A 22,153-nucleotide genomic window follows, 5' to 3' on the forward strand; every position below is an offset into this window, starting at 1 on the left:
CACCGCAAATAGGTATCAATGGCAATGATGTTAAGTTCATGCAGCGTTCCAGAAAGTTAAAAAGCATGCAGATTCTTTTATTTTCCTCGCTAAAAGAGCCAATTAGCACAACACAGTTTTAGTGATTGTTTTTTTACACATCGGCACAGTCTTCTCGTGCGAGAAATGACATGTCACGCTACGATATCACTGCATGGTAGTTGTCGTGATTAATGAGTTCGGGTATATACACTTGCCCATTGACAACAGCTAACAGCTCTCAGGCCAAGCCAAACGTCATAACTGCCCTTGAAACGTGAAACACCCGGGGAAGTAGGCAGCCAACTCAGACGGCTCGCTCTCAAAAATGCCGAAGAGCGCGCTGCCACTGCCACTCATCTGTGCGTACACCGCGCCCAACTCATACATTTTGCGCTTGACGGTGGCCAACTGTGGATGGACGCGAAAAACAGTGCGCTCAAAATCGTTGGACAGCTCGGCTTTCCATGTGCTGACAGGCTGGCGCACGATGTCCCGACAGCATTTACAGGGTTGACGGCAAGCTATGCCAGCAAAGGCCTCGCGCGTGGACACCGCCACGTCTGGTTTGACAATTCCTATATAATGGCCCTTGAGATTGGCGCAAAGATCATCCAATGGCTCCAAAATTTCGCCGCGACCCGTGGCAAACGATGGTTGGGCGGCGATGAAAAAAGCACAATCGGAGCCTAAGCGCGCGGCGTGTCGCTCCATCTCTGGCCGACTGATGTCGAGATGGAACAGCTCATTCAACAGGCGTATCATAAAGGCGGCATCGGCCGAGCCGCCACCCAAACCCGCCTGCGAGGGTATGCGCTTGGTTAAAAGGGCTTGCACGGGGGGCAAATCGTGGTGGGCGGCCAACAAGCCATAAGCCCTCGCCACAAGGTTGTCCGCCGCGGCGCAATCCACGTTGCCGCCCATAACCTTAAGGTCGCAGGGCGAGACCGAGGCAGAAGCCCCGGCTATAGGGCGCGCCTCCAGCATGTCGCATAGTGGGACAGGATAAAAAACGGTCTCAAGATTATGGTAGCCATCATCTCGCTTGGAGATGACATTCAGGCCTAAATTTATTTTCGCACAAGGATATACAAGCATGGCAATGTGATATTAGCGTTATATAAATAGGTATGACAGCAAGTGTTAGGTATCATCTATTAAATTACTACATTTTTCCATCTGTCACAAAATTACGTTTTTTTTGCGGGGCTGCATACCGAAATTTGCTTTTTTTGATGCTTTAAGCCCTACATTGAACTATTTTTTGTAAATTTGCCACACCAATAAAACAATCATGCCACAAAATAGCAACAATAGCCGCACAGGCAGGTCCACTCGCAAATCGACCGCACCCATAGACCCCACTTACGCTCATTTACAGCCCCAAGCCACCGACGTGGAAAAGGTGGTGCTGGGAGCGTTGATGATAGACAAGGACGCCTTCTCGGTGGTGGCGGAGACCCTTAGGTCTGAAACATTTTACGAGCCAATACATCAAAAGATATTCACCGCCATACAAACGCTGAACATGAACGAAAGTCCGGTGGATATCATGACCGTGACCAACGAGCTGCAAAAGGAGGGAACACTCGAGGAAGTTGGCGGTGCATCATACGTGGTGGACCTCGCATCGCGTGTGGCATCGTCGGCGCACATAGAATATCACGCCAAGATTTTACAGCAAAAATACTTGGCACGTCAGCTCATTTCATTCGCAAGCGTGGTGGAGACCAAGGCCTTCGACGCCACGGTAGACGTGGACGAACTGATGCAAGAGACCGAGGGCAAGCTCTTCGAGCTGTCGCAAAAAAACATGTCGCAAGTGTACACGCAGATAGACCCGGTCATCAGACAAGCTATTGAAATCATACAGAAAGCCTCGGCTAACTCTGACGGACTGACGGGGGTGCCATCGGGTTTTACCAAACTGGACGACTTGACCTCTGGATGGCAGAAAAGCGACTTGGTAATCATTGCCGGGCGACCAGCCATGGGTAAAACATCGTTTGCGCTATCTATCGCCAAAAACATAGCCGTGGAATACAAAACGCCCATCGCTTTCTTCTCTTTGGAGATGAACAACGTACAGCTTGTGAACCGCCTCATATCCAACGTCTGCGAGATAGAGGGCAAAAAAATAATGAATGGGCAGCTTGCCCGCGATGAGTGGGAACGCTTGGACAAGAACCTGGCCAAGCTGACGGGCGCACCTGTCTATATAGATGACACACCGGGCATGTCCATCTTTGAGCTTCGCACCAAGGCCAGACGACTCGTAAGAGAGAAAGGCGTGCAGGTGATCATGATAGACTACTTGCAGCTGATGAACGCCAACGGCATGCGATTTGGCAACCGTCAGGAGGAGGTGTCAACGATATCACGCTCGCTCAAAGGCTTGGCCAAGGAGCTGGACATCCCTATCCTCGCTCTCTCACAGCTGAACCGAACGGTGGAAAACCGAGAGGGTCTGGAGGGCAAACGCCCCCAACTGAGTGACCTTAGAGAGTCGGGAGCCATAGAGCAAGACGCCGACATGGTGCTTTTCGTGCACCGGCCAGAATATTATCACATCTATGAGGACGACAAGGGTAACGACTTGCGGGGCAAGGCACAAATCATTATCGCCAAGCATCGCAAGGGCGCAACGGGCGACGTGCTGCTGGCTTTCCAAGGACAGTACACGCGATTTGCCAACCCAGAGGACGCCATGCTGGCTCCTTTGCCCTCTAATCTCGGCGGCGGGGAGATTATCAGCTCGCGACTCAACCAAGACGACGACCCACTTGGGGGCGTGCCTACAGGTGTTGCATTCTGAGATTGGCCACAAAACAACAGGTGCTCTATGCTCCCAATTATTATTTTTGAGACACTGATGAAATCTTGATATGGGCTGGCCTTAAAAAAAATGTAAGGTTTTGAGTTTTATTTACTATGCCAAAATATTAAGATGGATTCAATGATTTTACCACCAAAACAATGTGCGTGTTTATGTGTGGTTGCGTCTTGCCATCTTTAAGATTAATTTTGAGGTATACCAGAGGTTCGCGCTTTCATCACTATTAGGATATGCCGCGGCATGGCCAATATTAAGACCAGATTAGTTTTTACATGTGTAAAAAAGTATAAAATACGTGGTATGCCATGCAAGAAGAATATATTAATAATCAGACATAAAAAAGAAAAATAACGAGTTATTATTTGTTAGTTAACAAAGATTAGCTATATTTGCACGAAAATTCAAAACTTACATATCCAAGATGCTCACTATGAAAACATAAACAACATCTTGTAACCTATGAAGCAACAAACGTGAAGGCATTATGAAATATGGATTCATCAAAGTGGCAGCGGCCGTGCCAACAATCAAGGTGGCCGATTGTCAACAAAACGTGGTGGAAATAGAGTCGCTTATCGCCCAGGCCGAAGGCAAAGGAGTGGAGATAATCGTGTTTCCAGAACTGTGTATCACTGGCTATACCTGTCAGGATCTTTTCAGACAACAATTCTTGTTGGACGCGGCAGAAAACGGCGTGATGCAGTTGCTCGATTTCACGCGTCACCTCAACATTATCTCCATCGTGGGACTGCCCATCGTGGCCGGAGACCTGCTGCTAAACTGCGCGGTAGTGATGCAGAAAGGCAAAATATTGGGAATCGTGCCCAAGACCTACCTGCCCAACTACAATGAGTTTTACGAGAAGCGTTGGTTTGCCTCCTCACAGGTGTTGCGCCCCACCACCTTGCACTTTGCGGGCGGCGTAATCAGGGTGTCATCAGACCCGCAACTGTTTCGCACATGCGACGGAGCGGTGTTTGGCGTAGAGCTTTGCGAGGATGTGTGGGCACCAGCGCCACCCAGCAATAACTTGGCTCTGGCGGGGGCCGATCTCATCTTCAACCTATCGGCAAGCACCGAGCAGGCTGGCAAGCACGCCTACCTAAAGAGCCTCGTGGCACAGCAAAGCGCACGCACCATCACTGGATATGTGTACAGCAGCGCCGGATATGGAGAGAGTACACAAGACGTGGTCTTTGGCGGAACTGCCCTTATCTATGAGAATGGCACACCATTGGCCATTGGCAAGCGATTTGCCATTGAGAGCACCATGCAGGTGGCTGAGGTAGACGTGGAACGACTACGTAGCGAGCGACGCAACAATACCACCTTCACAAACGCCCAACGAGTAATGATACGCGAGGAAGTGGACTTCATAGACATGGAGATGACGCTGCCACGCGAATTTACGTTGGATCGATACGTGGACCCAACTCCTTTCGTGCCCGACTCACAGCACATGAAAAAGGCATGCGACGAGATTATGAACATCCAAATGATGGGATTGCAACAACGGCTTAGACACACTGGCTGTAAGACCGTAATTATTGGCGTGAGCGGCGGTTTGGATTCCACCATGGCACTCTTGGCCTGTGTCAAGGCATTTGATGAGTTGGGCAGAAAGCGAAAAGATATCATCGGCGTAACAATGCCTGGGTTTGGTACCACTGACCGCACCTACAACAACGCTACCACGCTGATGGACCAATTGAATATCACAACACGCGAAATTGACATCACCAAGAGCGTGATGCAACATTTTGAGGATATCGGCCACGATGTCAACGTGCACGACGCAACTTACGAAAACGCACAAGCTCGAGAGCGCACGCAGATATTAATGGATTTGGCCAATAAAATGAATGGATTGGTAATAGGTACTGGTGACCTGTCAGAGTTGGCATTGGGCTGGGCTACTTACAATGGAGACCACATGTCCATGTATTCCCTGAACAGCTCCGTGCCCAAGACACTGATGCAGCACCTTGTAAGCTATGTGGCCGAAACCATGGACGAGAAAACGGCTCGCACGCTACGCGACATTGTGGCCACCCCAATATCGCCAGAACTAACACCGGCCGATGACGAGGGTAACATTAAACAAAAGACAGAAAATATTGTGGGGCCCTACGAGCTACACGACTTCTTCTTGTTCTATTTCTTACGCTATGGCTTCGGCCCTCGCAAAATCTACATGCTGGCGTGCAAGGCATTTGGTAACCAAGCCGCAACGAAAGACCAGCCCAATGCCGGCCGCGTACTTGCCACCCACTATGACGAGGAGACCATAGCACACTGGATGCAAGTGTTTTTCCGCCGGTTCTTCAGTCAGCAGTTCAAGCGTTCTTGTCTGCCCGATGGTCCAAAAGTTGGCTCGGTGAGCCTCAGCCCTCGTGGCGACTGGCGTATGCCTTCAGACGCAGTCTCAACCATGTGGCTGCGCGAAGTGGAAAACTTGGGCAAAAAAACGAAATAGCACAACTATGTAAAAAATCTGCCAATAGTGGCATGGACTACAAAACATATATAGAGACAGCTATGTAAGAGCAAAAGTCAGGTAAGTTGGATTGGCATGAGAAGTCCAACTTGCCTGACTTTTTCGACACCCCAAAATAGCTCCATAGTCCCCTTGCAACACCATGCGTCCTCTCCTCCATGATTTATTTATGAAGCTACATTTTAATAAGGTATAAATCAACCTATTTCTATTTTTGTAATATTAATTGCAAGTTTTTGGGGGTTCATGAGACAAATGCTCATATTTTAATAATTTAGTAACATTCGAAAGAATCTTTTTTATTAATTTTGCACTCACAAGGTATTATTGGGAATTACCTCAACATTATTTAATTTAAAATTTATAAATCTTATGCAGAAGAGATTGTTATTTCTGGTGGCAATGGTATTGATGCTCACCACATCGGCCATAGCGCAGATCACAACTTCCGGTATTAATGGCAAGGTTACGGCCGATAACGAAGATGTAATCGGCGCTACCGTTGAGGCCGTGCACACACCATCGGGCACACGATACATGGCCGTTACCAATTCCAAAGGTATGTTTACCATCAACGGTATGCGTGTGGGTGGCCCGTACGAAGTGAAAATTTCGTACATCGGCTATCAAACCAAAGAAGTGAAGGACATTACGCTCCAGTTGGCACAAACGTACAGGCTGAACGTGTCACTCACAGAGGATGCGCAGCAGCTCGGCGAGGTGGTGATTTCGGCTAAGGGCACCAAGTTTACCACAGAGAAGACAGGCGCCTCGACCAACATCTCAAACACGATGATGCAAAACATGCCCACCGTGAGCCGTAGCATTACCGACTTCACGCGGTTGTCTCCTTATGGCGGCAACGGCATGAGCTTTGGCGGAACGGATGGTCGCACGGCGAACTTCACCGTGGATGGAGCCGACTTTAACAACAACTTCGGCCTGTCGAGCGCACTGCCCGGTGGCGGCAACCCCATCTCCATCGACGCCATTGAGGAGATGCAAGTGGTGGTATCGCCGTTTGACGTGCGACAAACCAACTTTATAGGTGGCGGCGTGAACGCCATTACCAAGTCTGGTACCAACACGTTCAAAGGCACAGCCTATATCTATCACCGCAATGAGCAAATGCGTGGCGACGCCATCAATAACATCCAGATACTCGGCGCAAGGGAGAAAGACCGCAGCACCACTTATGGTTTCACGCTTGGTGGACCCATTATGAAAGATAAACTCTTCTTCTTCGTCAATGGAGAAATGGTTAAAACGCCCAAGGTGGCCAATCGCTGGAGAGCCTCTGAAAATGGCGTGATGGACGCAGACAACTATCAGTCGCGCACCACGGTGAAAGATTTGGAGACCGTTTCCAAATTTGTGAAAGACAAATACGGCTACGACACTGGGTCATACAATAGTTTTCCGGGCGAAGAATCAAACTATAAAATTTTGGCTCGATTGGATTGGAATATCAATACCATGAACCACTTGGCCCTGCGTTACAACTACACCAAGAACCGTCAATGGAGCGCACCCAACGCATCCTCGATGGATGGAGGCTCGAGATCGCCCTACGCCCGACTCTCACAATATTCCATGTCATTTGCTAACGCTATGTATGCAAGGGATGGCATCGTAAACACAGTATCGTTAGACCTGAACAGCAGAATTAACAATAGCCTCTCTAACCAATTTCTCGCAACTTATTCTAAACTCGATGACGTGCGCTATTCTGACTCGTCGGAGTTCCCATTCGTCGACATTCTTGATGGTAAGGGCGTGAACTATATGGCTTTAGGATACGAGCTCTTTACATGGAACAACGCAGTACATAACAACGTTTGGAACGCAAAAGACGATATTACCTATTACACTGGTAACCATAAGATCATGGCTGGTTTGAGCTACGAGCATCAAATGGCCGACAACCAATACATGCGTAGCGGAACTGGCTACTATCGTTATAAAACGTTGGACGATTTCTTGAATGGCGCCGCTCCTGAGATCGTGAACCTTACATACGGCTACAATGGCGAATCTTCGCCAGCGGCACGTGTTATCTATAACAAGTTGGGCGTATACGTGCAAGACGAATGGCAAGCCACCGACAAGTTCAAACTGACCTACGGCCTACGTATGGACGGCATGTTCTTTGACAACTCCAACTTGATGACCAACAATGCCATCAAGAAACTTGACTACTTTGGACAGCACATTGATACTGGCAAATGGCCAAACAATAGCTTGACGTTATCCCCGCGTGTTGGCTTCACCTATGACGTGCTCGGCAATGAGCGCTTGAAAGTGCGTGGTGGAACAGGCTTGTTCTCCGGTCGCCTGCCCTTAGTATTCTTCACTAACATGCCAACCAACAGCGGCATGGTACAGTATCAAGCTCAAATCAACGCTGCCGAGGCCCAAAAAAAGGGCTTCAGTATGGACACATTCGCTGGCGGATTGGTAACAGACGCCAATGGCAAACCCACTATTGCAGCGCTACAAGGCAAGCTAAAAGAATTGGGCTATCCCATGACAATAGATCCAACAAAGGGTACTGTGCCTAGCTCTTTATGTGGCGTTGATCCTAAATTCAAGATGCCACAGATTTGGAAAACATCTTTGGCTGTTGATTACGCCATACCCGTATCATTCCCATTGAATGTGACGGTAGAGGGCATTGTCAACAAAAATATCTACTCCGCCGTATTAAGAGACTGGAGTGTTCCCTATGTGGGTGGCTTCGCACGGTTCAATGGGGCCGACAACCGCCCTATCTATCCTACTGGTTTTACTGTGAACAGACATGCATACATGCTCGAGAACACACAAAAAGGATATGGATGGATATTTAACCTGAGCGTGAACGCACGTCCATTCGATGGGATGGAACTTATGATGGCCTACACACACACGGCTTCCAAAGAGTTAACGAGTCTGCCAGGTTCTAACGCTTCATCAGTATTGAACTATATGTCTACAGTGACCGGACCTAACTTTGTGAGACTGCACAACGCACAAGACGTGACACCAGATCGCCTAATCGCTTCACTTAACTTACACGACAAGAGTGGAAACCATTACAGTTTCATTTACGAAGGTCGACGCGGCACATACAACTACTCGTTTATGACAGTGAACGACATGAACGGTGACGGATATAACTTTGACGCCATTTACATCCCAACAGACCAGCAAGTGGCTGACAACCAATTCCGTTTTGTTTCTGAAGACGACAAAACTCGTTTCATGGACTATGTTCATAACAATAGCTATCTGAAAAATCATCAGGGCGAATATGCTGAGGCATACAGTTTATACTCTCCATGGGTTCACCGTATCGATCTCAGTTACAAGCACGATTTCAAGGTAAATGTAGGACAAACCAAGCACTTGCTGCAGCTCAGCTTTGACATGAAAAACATGCTCAACTTCTTCAACTCAAGTTGGGGCGTGGCCAAAATTTTCAATCCTGAAATCGCGGGCGACCCACGTATATTGAAGTACGAGGGCGTGGATGCCGATGGCTATGCCACATTCTCAACTCCCACTGCCATAAATAAAAATGCTAAAACGTGGGCTCCCAACCATAATCTCGGCCAGTGTTGGTACGCATCTGTGGGTATTAAGTACATGTTCAACTAATAAAATGCCAAATTAACATGAAATTAAAATATATCATACCGTCATTTGTGGCCCTACTCATCCTGATAGTAGGATGCAACGATGTGGACTATAACTTTGAGCTGTCAAAGCTTCAGCTCTCAACTTCTTATGTGACTATACCGCAGGACGGTGGCTCCACAACTATCACCGTCAATGCCAACGACGAGTGGAGCATTGACACAACTGGCACCACCAAATGGCTAAACGTGTCGCCCATTAAAGGAAGCGCTGGCAAAACAAAGGTTACTTTCACCTCGCCCAAGGCTGTGGACGGACACCTCGCTGACTTGATTGTCACATGTGGAGACCAGAAACAACATCTGAATGTGATGCAAGGATTGCCCAAGCCCAAGCCAGCCACATGCAAACAGGTTAACGCCGGTATTGATGGCAAAACCTATATGGTAACTGGTGTTGTCGGTAAAATAGAGAATGATGAATGGGGTAACTACTGGCTCAAGGATGCCACAGGCAGCCTTTACATATATGGCACATTGAATAAAAAAGCCGAACCAAGGAAGTTTAAAACACTTGGCATAGAATCTGGAGACGAAATCACGGTGCAAGGCCAGAGGGGTACTTACAAAGGAGTGCCACAATTAAAAGAGGTTATGGTCGTGAAGATCAATAAATCGCTAATCAAAGTTGACTCCGTCAAGAACGCCCAACTGCCATTAGAGGGTGGAGAATTTGTGGCATACATCACTTGCAAAGGTCTGGGTGTATCGGTTGACATACCTAATGACGCCAAGCAGTGGCTTTCCATATCGTCTATCAAGACCAAGGGCAAGAACGCAGTGGTGACATTCAAGGCAGCCGCAAATACTGGTGGCGACCGAAAGACAACCATCACTTTCCATACTACGGATGGTAAGAAAGATTATGTATCGGAAGCCATGCTTACGCAAAAGGGTGCCATCGTTCCCGCAACCATAGCCGAATTTCTTGCCGCCAAAGTAGGTGAGAAGCAATATCGGGTGTCGGGCATCATCACAAAAATCGTTAATACCAAGTACGGGAACTTCTACATCAAGGACTTTTCCGGCGAGACCTTTGTTTACGGATTAGCCAACTTTGTCAAAAATGGTTACAAAGAGGGCGACATCGTCACCTTGGTGGGTAAACGATCAGAGCATAATGGCAACGCCCAAATGAAAGGCGCCGTTGCCGAGAAGCATGTGGTAGTTGGTAATGCTACTATCGCAGAACTATTGGCCAAGGCAGACAATAATACGTCTTACTTTAAGGTAACGGGCAAAATCACCAAAATTACCAATCCTGACTATGGCAACATGACCATCAAAGACGAGACTGGCGAGATATTCCTTTATGGTGTACTACCCTACTTTGGTGTTACAGGCGACGCACGTAAAGGTTTGGTTAAAAAAGTAGGACTGAAAGAAGGCGACGTGCTCACCGTAATTGGCTATAAAACATCGCACAATGACAAACCACAACTTGGCGGTAGCATATACGTAAGCCACAAGGCTTCGGAATAAATTCAAGAAACGCAAAATTAATGGGGCATGTCAAAATTGTTGACATGCCCCATTTGTTTTTTGTTGTAAATGATTACATCCGCATTCTCATCAGAATTTAAAGATATAAAGATAGAGCCTTAAAACGATTTCATTTACATTACTGTAGACATAGATCTTGCACAGTTGTAATGGCATAGCATGGGTCTCACAATGGTTTCGTGCCACGAGAATGATCTAAAATTATCAAGCTGGCATTGTTTTACCCACACTGACGACACCTTTAGACCTTTCGTTAACATATTGCTGTACAGCACCCTCCAACCGAGAAACTATCATAAGTTCAGCTTTATTTTCCCACATTCTGAACTCTATATTCTCTTCATATTGTCTACTAAATTGTATCAGTTGGTCTAAATCAAAAGAGCCAGCAACAACGCCACACCCATTGAGTTGTGCTTCGTGAGCGTTGCACTCTTGCTCCACATGTGCTGGTACCATCAATGCAGGTTTGCCCATATACATAGCCTCACATACCGACTCGAAGCCACCCGTCGTGGCATATGCTTTGCAATTGGCAAGAAAATATAAAAATTTTTGGTCGTCTATCTTGTGAAAAGAAAGTGTTTCGTCATATCTTGTAGTTTCTGACGCATCTTTTTTATCCCAGAAAAAATGCAAATTCAACATTGGATTTTTCTTATGCCACGCTATAACTGTTTTGCTAAATCCTGCGTTAAGTATATATCCCGTGATGTAATCGCCATGATGACGGGGCATCTCTGACACTTCATCACGGAGCAATGGTGGCACAACTGACAGTTTTGAAGCTTCAACATCATGCATGTCATGAAACGAAAGTCCCAATAATTTGCAAGCTCCGAGACAGGTGGCACGCGTAAATTGTATCAAAAGGCGTTGGCTCTTCTTATGTGCTTCAGGGAACTGATAATCTGGGTGCAAGAACATATATTGATGCCCTATGCACACCATGGGTACACGAAGGTTTAGGAAATGATTGGTAAGGCCAGTTAAAATTTCATAAAAATTGACCACCAAGTCGGCTCCACTGGTCCTTATTTCATGGTATAAAAACCGAATACTACTCATATATTGTGGTGCTTTCAGCATGTTGTAAGCAATGGAACGTCCTAAACCAATGTGCTGGTTAGACTTAGATGGCAAAAAATTTGGACTTGGAAAGCCTTGTATTGGTGCCTTGGTCTTATTTATAAAAAAGCGTGGAACCTCACGCGATTTACTTCGGGCAACGAGGATTTTTACCACCTCATGACCATGCCTATTAAGCATTTTCTCTAATGTGAGCGCTTGTGTTAGATGTCCACGCCCCTCTCCTTGTACCACAAATAATACTTTCATAGTCAATATATTGATTGATTTGTGGCAAAGTTAGCACTACAATATTTCAAAAATATGTAGAAAATAATAAGAAATTGAAAAGAATACGGCTCAGCTGATATTTAATGGGGGAGCAAAAGGCTCAGTAGGCATTTACTTTGGGGAAGATACCGTAGGTCACTACGATTGTGGTAACCATGTATAACCGCAAACAGGATTAAAAACAGGAAGATATGATGCAGGCATAAAAGTTCATACGTGTAAATTTCTACCGCGCTCAGACGCTTCTTGAAGCCAGTATAGTTGTCTTCATTCATTCTTTGCTCCCCACTCTTCACTCCTTACTCCTTATTCTTTATCCTGTAAAAAATAATTACTGTTTTTTGATCATTATTTTTGAGTCATCCAGAGCAAAAAGGGCTATCTTTTTTTGTCAAAACCAAGTCGGGCGTTACCAAAAATAATAAGAGGGCTGCGATTGGTGCTTGCTCATAGCATGATTAGGCCTTATTCGCAGCGCGGAAGAGCCTCCATCACGCTGCGATTACAACCTTATCATCATGCCATTTGATACTCAACCGCAGACCACAAAATAGGAGAATAAAGGCTGTTTTTAAAAAGATGCTGAATGTCAGCCATTTACAAACTATCGCAGATTTCGCGTATTTCGGACGAAGGCAAACTTATTTTTAAATAAGCGAATTTGAGAGGGTTGTTTGTTCAAATAATTGACAATTTCTAATTTTTCAAAATCTGCGTTCGGGACAAGCAGGGTTCTAAAGAAAAAAAACGAAAACACGCAAACATTCTGTCGCTATCTCGAAGCGTACTCACGCCTCATTCGCCCACCTATGTTGTACATGGTGAGCGTCTCTTCAAAAAACATACGGCCATTTAGTGTACCAAGGGGTTAATCTCAAAAGCAAAATGAAACCCCATACTTTTTCTACTGGGCCAAGAATACGCATAGACAACTAAGAAAGATGTAACAAAAAGACGTTACTTGTCAAATATGCGCCTCTTGTCTTTTACACATTCATTGCCAGACTCTAATGTATTGATAGGTTTATGTTCAAAGTGTCCTTGCAATTTTTTTTGTCGCGCACATGTATCTTTCAGCTGGCAGCCGTCGCATGCGGAATTAGGTTTGGATATAGTGCGACAAATGCGGTAAATTGCCATACCAACACATACAGCAACTATGCTAATTATGATAATATATTGTATGGTCATAAAAAACAACTATAACATAAAAGCATAAGCAAAAAAGTTCCGTATCTTAAGATGACTAACAACTTTCGCTATCAAATTATTCTATTTTTACAAAAGTAATGTTTATATTGGAAAGTACCTAAAAATGGAAAAACGATTTGTAATAGTTGTTTTTTTTTAACGAATGAAAAACATGAAAATAAGCTATCATGTATATTTAACAGAACTTTCGTAATTGAATTTTCATTCTTCATGCTACATTTAAATTATACACTATTGTCCCTTAAAACTATATGGTATTTAAATAAATATCTAATAAACAATGTTTTACAAATATAAAGCTATGTGTTATATTTAGTTTCGCAGTTTTGCTTGCGTAACCTGATGCGTAGACCATGATTACAAGTTGGGCTTATAAGATCATTTCCTCTACTCTTCACATTACAAGTCTATCCCAATTTTAATTGAATAAAATCAAAATGACAGAAAAAAGAAATAAGTTTAGTTTTTAAATCGTGCTGGAATGGAAAATAAGGTAAAAAAAACTTATTTTTGAACGTTCTCTCTTAGCTTTTTGTTATCTTTGCAAGCAATTATTGCAATAAGACCAATTATATTAAATCATCAATGAAACAGTACAGATTAGTGGACAATGTGCTGGGTTGGCTCGCGTTCTTGATAGCTGCCACGGTGTATTGTTGCACCATTGAACCAACAGCCTCGTTTTGGGATTGTCCAGAGTTTATCACAACGGGTTACAAATTGGAAGTGGGACACCCGCCGGGGGCACCATTCTTTATGTTAACGGCTAACCTCTTCAGCCAGTTTGTCAGTGATCCAAGCCAAGTGGCTCGTATGGTCAACACCATGAGCGCGCTACTCTCCGCTACCACCATCATGTTCTTGTTTTGGACTATCACCCATCTCACACGCAAGCTTATCGTGAAAGATTGGGACAGTCTTTCAACGAGTAAACTCATTGCAATTGAGGCAAGTGGTTTGGTTGGAGCGCTCATCTATACTTTTTCAGACACTTTTTGGTTTTCTGCCGTGGAGGGAGAGGTCTATGCCTACTCGTCAGCTTTCACAGCCGTCGTGTTTTGGCTCATCCTGAAATGGGAAGACCATGCCGACGAGCCGCATGCTGACCGCTGGTTGGTGCTGATTTTCTACATGACTGGCCTGAGCATTGGCGTGCATTTGCTGAACTTGCTTTGTATTCCCGCCATTGTACTGGTTTACTGCTATCGTCGTTTCCCGAATGTGGAAACCAAAGGCTCGCTCATAGCCCTGCTTATCTCGTTTGTCATCGTTGCGGCCGTGCTCTATGGCGTGGTACCGGGCATCGTGACCGTTGGCGGATGGTTTGAGCTGTTCTTTGTCAACACACTTGGGCTGCCGTTTAACACAGGTTTGGTGATTTATATAGTTCTACTCGTCTCAGCAGTGTTATGGGGTATATACGAGAGCTATATAGGGAAAAGCAAGCAAAGGGAAAACGTTTCTTTTCTTGTGGCTTTCGCATTGATTGGCATACCTTTTTATGGTTATGGCTGGAGCGCGCTGGTGATTGGCGTGTTTGTATTAGCTCTCGTGGCATTCTTGCTCAAATATAAGAAGCGATCGGATGGCAAGATGGTCAACGTCGTAACTTCTCGTTTCAAGAATACAGCTTTGTTGTGTGCGCTGATGCTCTTGATAGGCTATTCAAGTTACGCCTTGATAGTGATACGTTCGGCAGCCAACCCACCCATGGACCAAAATTCTCCAGAGGACATCTTTACCTTAGGTAACTACCTAAGCCGAGACCAGTATGGAAACAGGCCGCTCTTGTACGGGCAAGCTTACACCTCACAGGTGGCCCTTGAGCAAGAGGGTAACCTTTGTAAACCCAAGCAGAGCAAAGGTGCGCCTATCTACAGCCGTAAGGAAAAAGCCTCCAAGGATGAGAAAGATTCTTATTTTGTGGTGTCGCACAAGAACAATTACATTTTTGCGCAAAACATGCTGTTTCCACGCATGTATGACGCTGACCACGCACAAGACTACGAGTCGTGGATGGGCGGAGTGGAAGGTACGCAGGTGCCGTATGACCGTTGCGGTGAAGCCATGATGGTGAAAATGCCCACCCAGCTTGAGAACATAAGATTTTTCTTGTCTTATCAGTGCAACTTCATGTACTGGAGATATTTCATGTGGAATTTTGCCGGAAGGCAAAACGACATACAAGGTCATGGAGAGCCAGAGCATGGTAATTGGATTACCGGCATTCCATTCATAGACAACATGCGACTGGGCGATCAAAGTAAGCTGCCAGACGCTCTGAAAGAGAACAAGGGGCATAACGTGTTCTACTGCCTACCACTCCTGCTTGGCTTGGTAGGGTTGCTCTGGCAGTCGTTCCGCGGTCGTCGTGGTATCAGGCAGTTCTGGGTAGTGTTCTTCTTGTTTTTTATGACCGGACTTGCCATCGTGTTCTACTTGAACCAAACACCCGTGCAACCGCGCGAGCGCGACTATGCCTATGCTGGCTCATTCTATGCGTTTGCCATCTGGTGTGGCATGGGCGTAGCTGCCATCATAGACCTGCTGAAGAAATATTTGCACGCGGATGGCGTGGTGGTGGCAGCAGTGGCGGCAGCGGTCTGCTTGCTCGTGCCCATCCAAATGGCCTCGCAGACATGGGATGACCATGACAGATCTAATCGTTACACATGTCGAGACTTCGGGCGGAACTATCTCATGACGCTACAAGACGAAGGCAATCCTATTCTATTTACCAATGGCGACAACGACACGTTCCCACTGTGGTACAACCAAGATGTAGAGGGCGTACGCACTGACGCGCGTGTATGCAACTTGAGCTACAGTCAAACAGACTGGTATATTGACCAAATGAAGCGACCGGCTTACAAATCTCCGTCGCTACCTATCACATGGCCTCGACTTGATTATTGCTCGGGAACGAACGAGTATGTGGAAGTGGTACCAGATATGAAACAGAGTATCCTTGAGTTGTACAAGCAAGATGCGGCGACCGCCAAGAAACTGTTTGGTGACAACCCATTTGAAGTGAGCAACGTGATGAGCAAATGGGTTCGAGGCAACATCACGCCAGAGCAAGCCACTATTCTCGCACAAGTTTTTAACGTTCCAGAGACCAAAGTTAAGGAAGCCATGCACATGATTCCTACCGACACCCTCTATGTCTCCATCGACAAAAACGCTGTGAAAAGAAGTGGTATGATGATGGCAAGCGATAGCATACCTGACAAGATGGTAATATCGCTGAAAGGCAAAAACGCTCTTTACAAAGGCGAGCTGATGATGCTGGAGATCATAGCCAACTGTAATTGGACACGACCGGTGTATGTGGCCATGACAGTAGGTGAAAACAACTACATGAATTTAGGTGACAACTTCGTTCAAGAGGGATTAGCCAACCGTATAACACCATTCCTCACCAACACGAATGGTGCCAAGAATTTTGATACGGAGAAGACTTATAACAACTTGATGAATAGATACCGCTATGGTGGATTGAAAACCAAGGGGCTGTATTTGGACGAAACTATCATGCGCATGTGCTACACCCACCGTCGTCTGTTTGGCATGCTCGCATTGCACTTGATAGCCGAAAATAAAAAAGACAAAGCTCTCAAGGTATTACAAAAAGTTGAAAAGGAAATTCCCGCATATAATGTACCGCTCAATTATATGAGTGGCGGAGCTGACATAGCCAAAGCTTACGCACTATTAGGGCAGAAGCAAAAAGCATTGGATGCAATCAACGCTGCATGGAAAGAAGCTTGCCAATACGAGACATACTATCTGAGCTTGGATGGCACAAAATTCGCGATATCACAGCGAGACTGCATGATACAGCTTAGCATTATGTCGCAACTGTCTGAAATCACCAAGATGGTGGACAAAAATTTGGCGGCTAAACAAAAGACACAAGTGGACAATTACTACCGTGTCTATATAGGAAAAGGAGGTCAAGCTGGAGAGTAAAATCTATAAAGGCAAAAGTTCCTACGTAGGAACTTTCGCCTTTCATACTTTCAAACTGACGCATGTTTAACAGGAATAGATTTATAGAACAACCAGCCAAGTGGTTACGTTGGTTGTATCCCAACGCTTTGTGGCGAATGGACCCCAACGACCACTCGGTGTATCTTACGTTTGACGATGGTCCGATTCCGTCCTCCACTCCGTTTATTTTGAAGACGCTGCGAGAGTATAATGCCAAAGCTACATTTTTCATGGTGGGCGAGAACGTACTTCGATATCATGATCTTTACAATCATATCGTGAAAGAGGGGCATCAGGTTGGCAATCATACCTTTAATCACATGGGGGCGTTCAAGCATTGGACTATATCGTATGCCATGAATACGGCAAGAGCCAACGAGCTGATAAAAAGCCACCTGTTTAGACCACCACATGGGTGGATGCGCCCATCTGAATATTGGTGGCTTCAGCGTAAATACAAGATAGTGATGTGGGACCTTGTGACTCGTGACTACTCCAAATGGCTCACGGCCGACGACGTGCTGAGAAACGTCAAAAAATACGCACGCAATGGATCTATCATCACATTTCACGACTCAACGAAAAGCATTGACAAGCTACGCAGCGCACTGCCCGCAGCACTGAAATGGCTGAGGGAACAAGGCTATGAATTCAAAACTTTCGAGTGATATCAAGGCCGAGGCCAAACGTTTAGGATTTTCGGCTTGTGGCGTGGCCAAAGCCGAGAGAGTGAACCAGGAAGAGGAGAGGCATCTCCGCAGATGGCTTAGAGACGGCATGAACGCAGACATGACATGGATGGGTAACTATTTGGAGAAACGTATAAACCCATGCTTACTGATGGATGGCGTGAGGTCGATCATATCGGTCGCGATGAGCTATGCACCCGCAAAGAACCTGCCCAAGGGAGAGCCACAGATAGCAGCCTACGCACTCGGACAAGACTATCATGACGTGGTGAAACACAAGCTACACAAGCTGGCCACCTATATTTACGGCCCAGAAAATGTTCAAACTGCCAACTATCGGGCATTTGTGGACAGTGGGCCAGTACTTGAGCGATATTGGGCACAACGAGCTGGAATAGGCTTTGTGGGCAAAAACCGCCAACTTATCATTCCGAAAGCTGGCAGCATGTTCTTTCTTGGTGAGCTGTTTGTAGACTTTGAGACTGACTATGACGAGCCTATGAATAATAAGTGTGGCTCATGTACATGTTGCATAGACCACTGCCCCACACACGCATTGAGCATGGAACATGATTTCGACGCAAAGCTTTGCCTGTCTTACCAGACCATCGAAAACCGCAAGGAACTGAGCGAAACAGCCAAGAAAAATATGGGAAACGTGATATATGGCTGCGACAAATGCCAACAATGGTGTCCATGGAACAGATATGCCACACCTAACAATATACCTGAGTTTCAACCCAAAGAAGAACTACTGAGCATGACATCTGAAAAATGGCGCAGCCTGTCAATAGATGATTACCGGAGATTGTTCAAAGGTTCAGCCGTGAAAAGAGGGAAATATGATGGACTGATGCGAAACATTAAAAACTATTTTAATAATTATAAATAATATTCTAACAAACCCTTAAACTAAGGAAAAAATGCAAACAATCAATTCTAAATCGCGTTACATCGCTATTATTGCTATGATATTCCTCTTCGGAATGATAGCTTTTGTTACCAATCTTGCCGCACCAATCGGTGTTATTTGGAAAAATCAGCCTACTCTTGAGGGAAGCAACACTCTTGGCATGTTGGGAAATATGATGAACTTTCTCGCCTATTTATTTATGGGCATCCCCTCTGGCAAACTTCTCACCAAAGTGGGTTACAAGAAAACCGCACTTATCGCCATAGCTTGTGGCTTTGTTGGAGTGTACGTACAATATCTATCTGGACAAATCTTCACCGACAGCATGATAGGCGGGTTGCCAGCCAACTTCTACATTTACTTGCTTGGAGCTTTTGTAGCAGGTATCTCGGTTTGTATGCTTAACACGGTGGTAAACCCAATGCTCAATCTTCTGGGTGGCGGCGGAAACCGAGGAAACCAGTTGCTTCAAATTGGCGGAACGCTCAATTCGTTTATGGGAACACTCACGCCTATGTTTGTAGGAACGCTCATTGGCGAGATAAGCAAGGATACAGCCATCACTGACGTCAATGCTGTGCTCTTCTTGGCTATGGGGGTTTTCGCAATGACCTTCATCATCTTGAGCTTTGTGCCGATTACAGACCCAGAGGGCAACCATAGTAGCGAAACTGTTTTCGAACGGTCACCATTCGCTTTTCGCCATTTCACATTGGGTGTCATCGCTATTTTCTTTTATGTCGGTACAGAGGTAGGCATCCCTGGTACACTCAATTTTTTCCTATCGGACACAAGCGCTTCTGGTGCAGGCCTGAATGTGGCAACGGCAGTTACCATAGGTGGATTTGCGGCTGGAACATATTGGTTCTTGATGCTTATAGGTCGTCTGATTGCAGGTTTTACGGCATCAAAGGTTTCGAGTAGAACCATGATGATATTTACAAACTGTCTTGGCTTGTCACTAATACTTATTGCTGTTTTTTTACCAAAGACGGTAACAGGAAGTATGCCCGTATTTAATGGATCTGGATTTGAGATGGCCACGCTACCATTGAGTGCCATTCTCCTTGTCTTATGTGGCCTTTGCACTTCGGTAATGTGGAGCTGCATTTTCAATCTTGCCACCGAAGGGCTGGGCAAATACACGGCTCAGGCAAGTGGCATTTTTATGACGATGGTTGTTGGAGGTGGTTTGTTGCCTCTGATACAAAACTCTATTGCGGACCATATAGGTTACATGGTATCGTATATTGTACCGATGGTAGCCATGATTTACATGCTATTCTATGCCCTTTGGGGTTATAAAAATGTGAATAAAGACATTCAAATATAAAAAAATAGAGCTGTAGATTAAGCTTCCTGCTTAAATCTACAGCTATATTGAAACCGCAATTTTTATTTTCGAGGGATAGACTGGTTGGCTACAATGATCGTCGATGTTATTTCTCCCACTTAGGAAAATAGCTTGATAAGCATGTCGTCAAGGTAGCGATGAACAATGTGTCTACCTAAATACCACCTTGATTTTTTTTGCACCTTGTTTGCTTGAAGCTCGGGTACCATTATAACGGTCAAACCAAAAATCGTCCACCTCGCGACCATCTTCCGCCCACAGATACCCCGTGAACGTACGATTGTTCATATTCAGATCGTCATAGGCCACGCGCATAGTGTAGTTTCGTGTGGTACCATCTGCATTTTGTTCTTTGTAAATGAGGTATATGTCTCCGGTTTGTGGGTCAATATACCAAGTGAAATCGCGCTTCATCCCCAATTCCTCAGTGTCGGGATGAAAGTCATACTGCGTTCCTGTGCCAGAAATGCTTTGACGGTTATATTGTTTGAACTCTATATCCGTGACATAAAATAAACTATCTATTGCATAACCATGGTCGTCAATCTCGTATGCCATCATATTGCCGCGCCATTGTCCGGCAAGAGTCTGCGCCATCAAGACGAAAAAATCGTCATTGCTTACGTTCTCATTGTCAGGCCGGTGGTTGTAATCGTTGCCCCACGACCAATCGTCATACCAAGGATCATCATACCAAGGGTCACTGTTACAGCTTGTCAAAAGCGTTGGCAGGCTCATCATCATGGCCACCAACATCATTGTAGTGCACTTTTTCATATACATCATTTCTTAAAGTTTCGTTTTATTCCTGCATGAGCATCAATACCCGCTCGTGTGTTCTTAGCATAACTATTGCCCCATGGCCAATACGAGGTGCGTCCCAAATCGAGCCTTGCCACCTCATAGCCGTCCATGGTTTCAAGAATACCACTCAGACGATAGTCAGACAGCTGGTAGTCGCGTATCACCAATCTGTCACCGTTGCGGTAATAAAGATATATGCTACCATTGACCACTTCCCAATTGAAGTCATAATATTTAAAGTCACTCCACATGTCAGGATCGTAGTCCACCTCTACTCCTTCGCCTCGCATGCTGTAGTCGTCATAAGTTGCAAACCTGAACTCCGTCTCCCATTCGTCATAGCCATCCCCATAGACAGTGGTATAATACTGCCCAAGAGAGCCATGCCATGTGCCGTTTAGCACAGTCGCTCGATCCACGTCATCATAATCACAAGCTGAAAAAGACATGGATAGAATGGCCAAAAGTGCCAATGCGCACAAGTTGATAATTTTTTTCATATCGTTTGGTATTTTGTCGTATTGTCTTTGTTATTATTGCAAAGTTAGCTTTTTTTACATTTCAAGACAAGATAAAACGTATATTATTATGTAGGATTTCCCTACATATCAAGGGGATTTCCCTAAATATATTTAATTCTAAAAGAAATGTTAAACAGCAATTTCTTATCTCCATTCTTTTTTGTAATTTTGCCTAAACACCATTATTAATACATAGAAGACAAAAAAATGAAAACTGTTTACGATTTCACCGTGAAAGACCGAAAAGGTAAAGAGGTGTCGCTTAAAGAGTATTCCAATGAGGTCTTGCTCATTATTAACACCGCTACACAGTGCGGCTTCACGCCCACTTACAGTGAGTTGGAGGATACATACCAGAAATATCATTCACAGGGTTTCGAGATTTTAGACTTTCCGTGCAACCAGTTTGGGCAACAGGCACCCGGCACAGACGAGACCATTCACGAGTTTTGTAAACTCAACTATGGCACCGACTTTCCACAATTCAAGAAGATTAAAGTGAACGGCGACGACGCAGAACCTTTATACAAATTTCTAAAAGCACAAAAAGGATTTGCCGGATGGGACGAGAGCCACAAACTCACACCTGTGCTCGATAAGCTATTGTCAGAGGCAGACCCACACTATAAAGAAAACGCCGATATCAAATGGAACTTCACTAAGTTTCTTATAAACAAAAAAGGACAGGTCATTAAGCGTTATGAACCCACCGAAAAGATAGAACACATATGCGCTGACATCGAGACAGCGCTTGCGGAGTAGTCCGTCTCTATACAA

Annotated in this window: 13 protein-coding genes; 9 read left to right on the top strand and 4 right to left on the bottom strand. The window is 45.3% G+C overall.

Annotation, left to right across the window (positions count from 1 at the left end; genetic code table 11):
* Positions 1–276: 276 nt before the first annotated feature.
* Positions 277–1,116 (bottom strand): 4-(cytidine 5'-diphospho)-2-C-methyl-D-erythritol kinase, encoded by an 840-nt coding sequence (gene ispE, locus C7379_RS01775; protein ID WP_116615720.1) that lies wholly within the window; start codon positions 1,114–1,116, stop codon positions 277–279.
* A 196-nt stretch (positions 1,117–1,312) separates the two neighbouring features.
* On the opposite strand from ispE, the gene dnaB reads away from it, so the two are divergent.
* The 4 genes from dnaB (at position 1,313) to C7379_RS01795 (ending at position 10,510) form a co-directional block, all read left to right on the top strand.
* Positions 1,313–2,833, top strand: a complete 1,521-nt coding sequence (gene dnaB, locus C7379_RS01780; protein ID WP_116615721.1) for a replicative DNA helicase — start codon at positions 1,313–1,315, stop codon at positions 2,831–2,833.
* A gap of 505 nt (positions 2,834–3,338) precedes the next feature.
* Positions 3,339–5,330, top strand: coding sequence for an NAD(+) synthase (locus C7379_RS01785; protein ID WP_116615722.1), 1,992 nt, complete (start codon positions 3,339–3,341; stop codon positions 5,328–5,330).
* A gap of 393 nt (positions 5,331–5,723) precedes the next feature.
* Positions 5,724–8,990, top strand: a complete 3,267-nt coding sequence (locus tag C7379_RS01790) for a TonB-dependent receptor (RefSeq protein WP_116615723.1) — start codon at positions 5,724–5,726, stop codon at positions 8,988–8,990.
* Positions 8,991–9,007: 17 nt separating this feature from the next.
* Complete coding sequence (locus C7379_RS01795; protein ID WP_116615724.1) at positions 9,008–10,510, top strand: BACON domain-containing protein; 1,503 nt, start codon at positions 9,008–9,010, stop codon at positions 10,508–10,510.
* Between the two features lie 225 nt (positions 10,511–10,735).
* Here C7379_RS01795 and C7379_RS01800 read toward each other — a convergent pair whose 3' ends face one another.
* Complete coding sequence (locus C7379_RS01800) at positions 10,736–11,869, bottom strand: glycosyltransferase family protein (RefSeq protein WP_116615725.1); 1,134 nt, start codon at positions 11,867–11,869, stop codon at positions 10,736–10,738.
* A 1,818-nt stretch (positions 11,870–13,687) separates the two neighbouring features.
* Here C7379_RS01800 and C7379_RS01810 point away from each other — a divergent pair.
* The 4 genes from C7379_RS01810 to C7379_RS01825 all read left to right on the top strand — a co-directional run bounded on the left by C7379_RS01810 (position 13,688) and on the right by C7379_RS01825 (position 20,030).
* Positions 13,688–17,074: a DUF2723 domain-containing protein gene (locus C7379_RS01810; RefSeq protein WP_116615727.1), complete on the top strand. Its 3,387-nt coding sequence runs from the start codon at positions 13,688–13,690 to the stop codon at positions 17,072–17,074.
* A gap of 62 nt (positions 17,075–17,136) precedes the next feature.
* A complete protein-coding gene (locus C7379_RS01815) occupies positions 17,137–17,763 on the top strand; it encodes a polysaccharide deacetylase family protein (RefSeq protein WP_116615728.1) in 627 nt (208 codons plus the stop codon).
* Positions 17,741–18,676 (top strand): tRNA epoxyqueuosine(34) reductase QueG, encoded by a 936-nt coding sequence (queG, locus tag C7379_RS01820; RefSeq protein ID WP_116615729.1) that lies wholly within the window; start codon positions 17,741–17,743, stop codon positions 18,674–18,676. Before C7379_RS01815 ends, queG begins: the two co-directional genes overlap by 23 nt.
* Positions 18,677–18,707: 31 nt before the next feature.
* Complete coding sequence (locus C7379_RS01825) at positions 18,708–20,030, top strand: MFS transporter (protein ID WP_116615730.1); 1,323 nt, start codon at positions 18,708–18,710, stop codon at positions 20,028–20,030.
* A gap of 171 nt (positions 20,031–20,201) precedes the next feature.
* Here C7379_RS01825 and C7379_RS01830 read toward each other — a convergent pair whose 3' ends face one another.
* Both C7379_RS01830 and C7379_RS01835 read right to left on the bottom strand, forming a co-directional pair.
* On the bottom strand, positions 20,202–20,828 hold the full coding sequence (locus C7379_RS01830) for a hypothetical protein (RefSeq protein WP_116615759.1): 627 nt from the start codon (positions 20,826–20,828) through the stop codon (positions 20,202–20,204).
* Between the two features lie 5 nt (positions 20,829–20,833).
* A complete protein-coding gene (locus C7379_RS01835) occupies positions 20,834–21,355 on the bottom strand; it encodes a lipocalin family protein (protein ID WP_116615731.1) in 522 nt (173 codons plus the stop codon).
* A 228-nt stretch (positions 21,356–21,583) separates the two neighbouring features.
* Between C7379_RS01835 and C7379_RS01840 the strand changes: the two genes are divergently transcribed.
* The gene (locus C7379_RS01840) at positions 21,584–22,138 is read left to right on the top strand and encodes a glutathione peroxidase (protein WP_116615732.1); all 555 of its coding nucleotides are present in this window, start codon (positions 21,584–21,586) and stop codon (positions 22,136–22,138) included.
* Positions 22,139–22,153 lie beyond the last annotated feature (15 nt).

The organism is Hallella colorans (assembly GCF_003096815.1).
GTDB lineage: Bacteria > Bacteroidota > Bacteroidia > Bacteroidales > Bacteroidaceae > Prevotella > Prevotella colorans.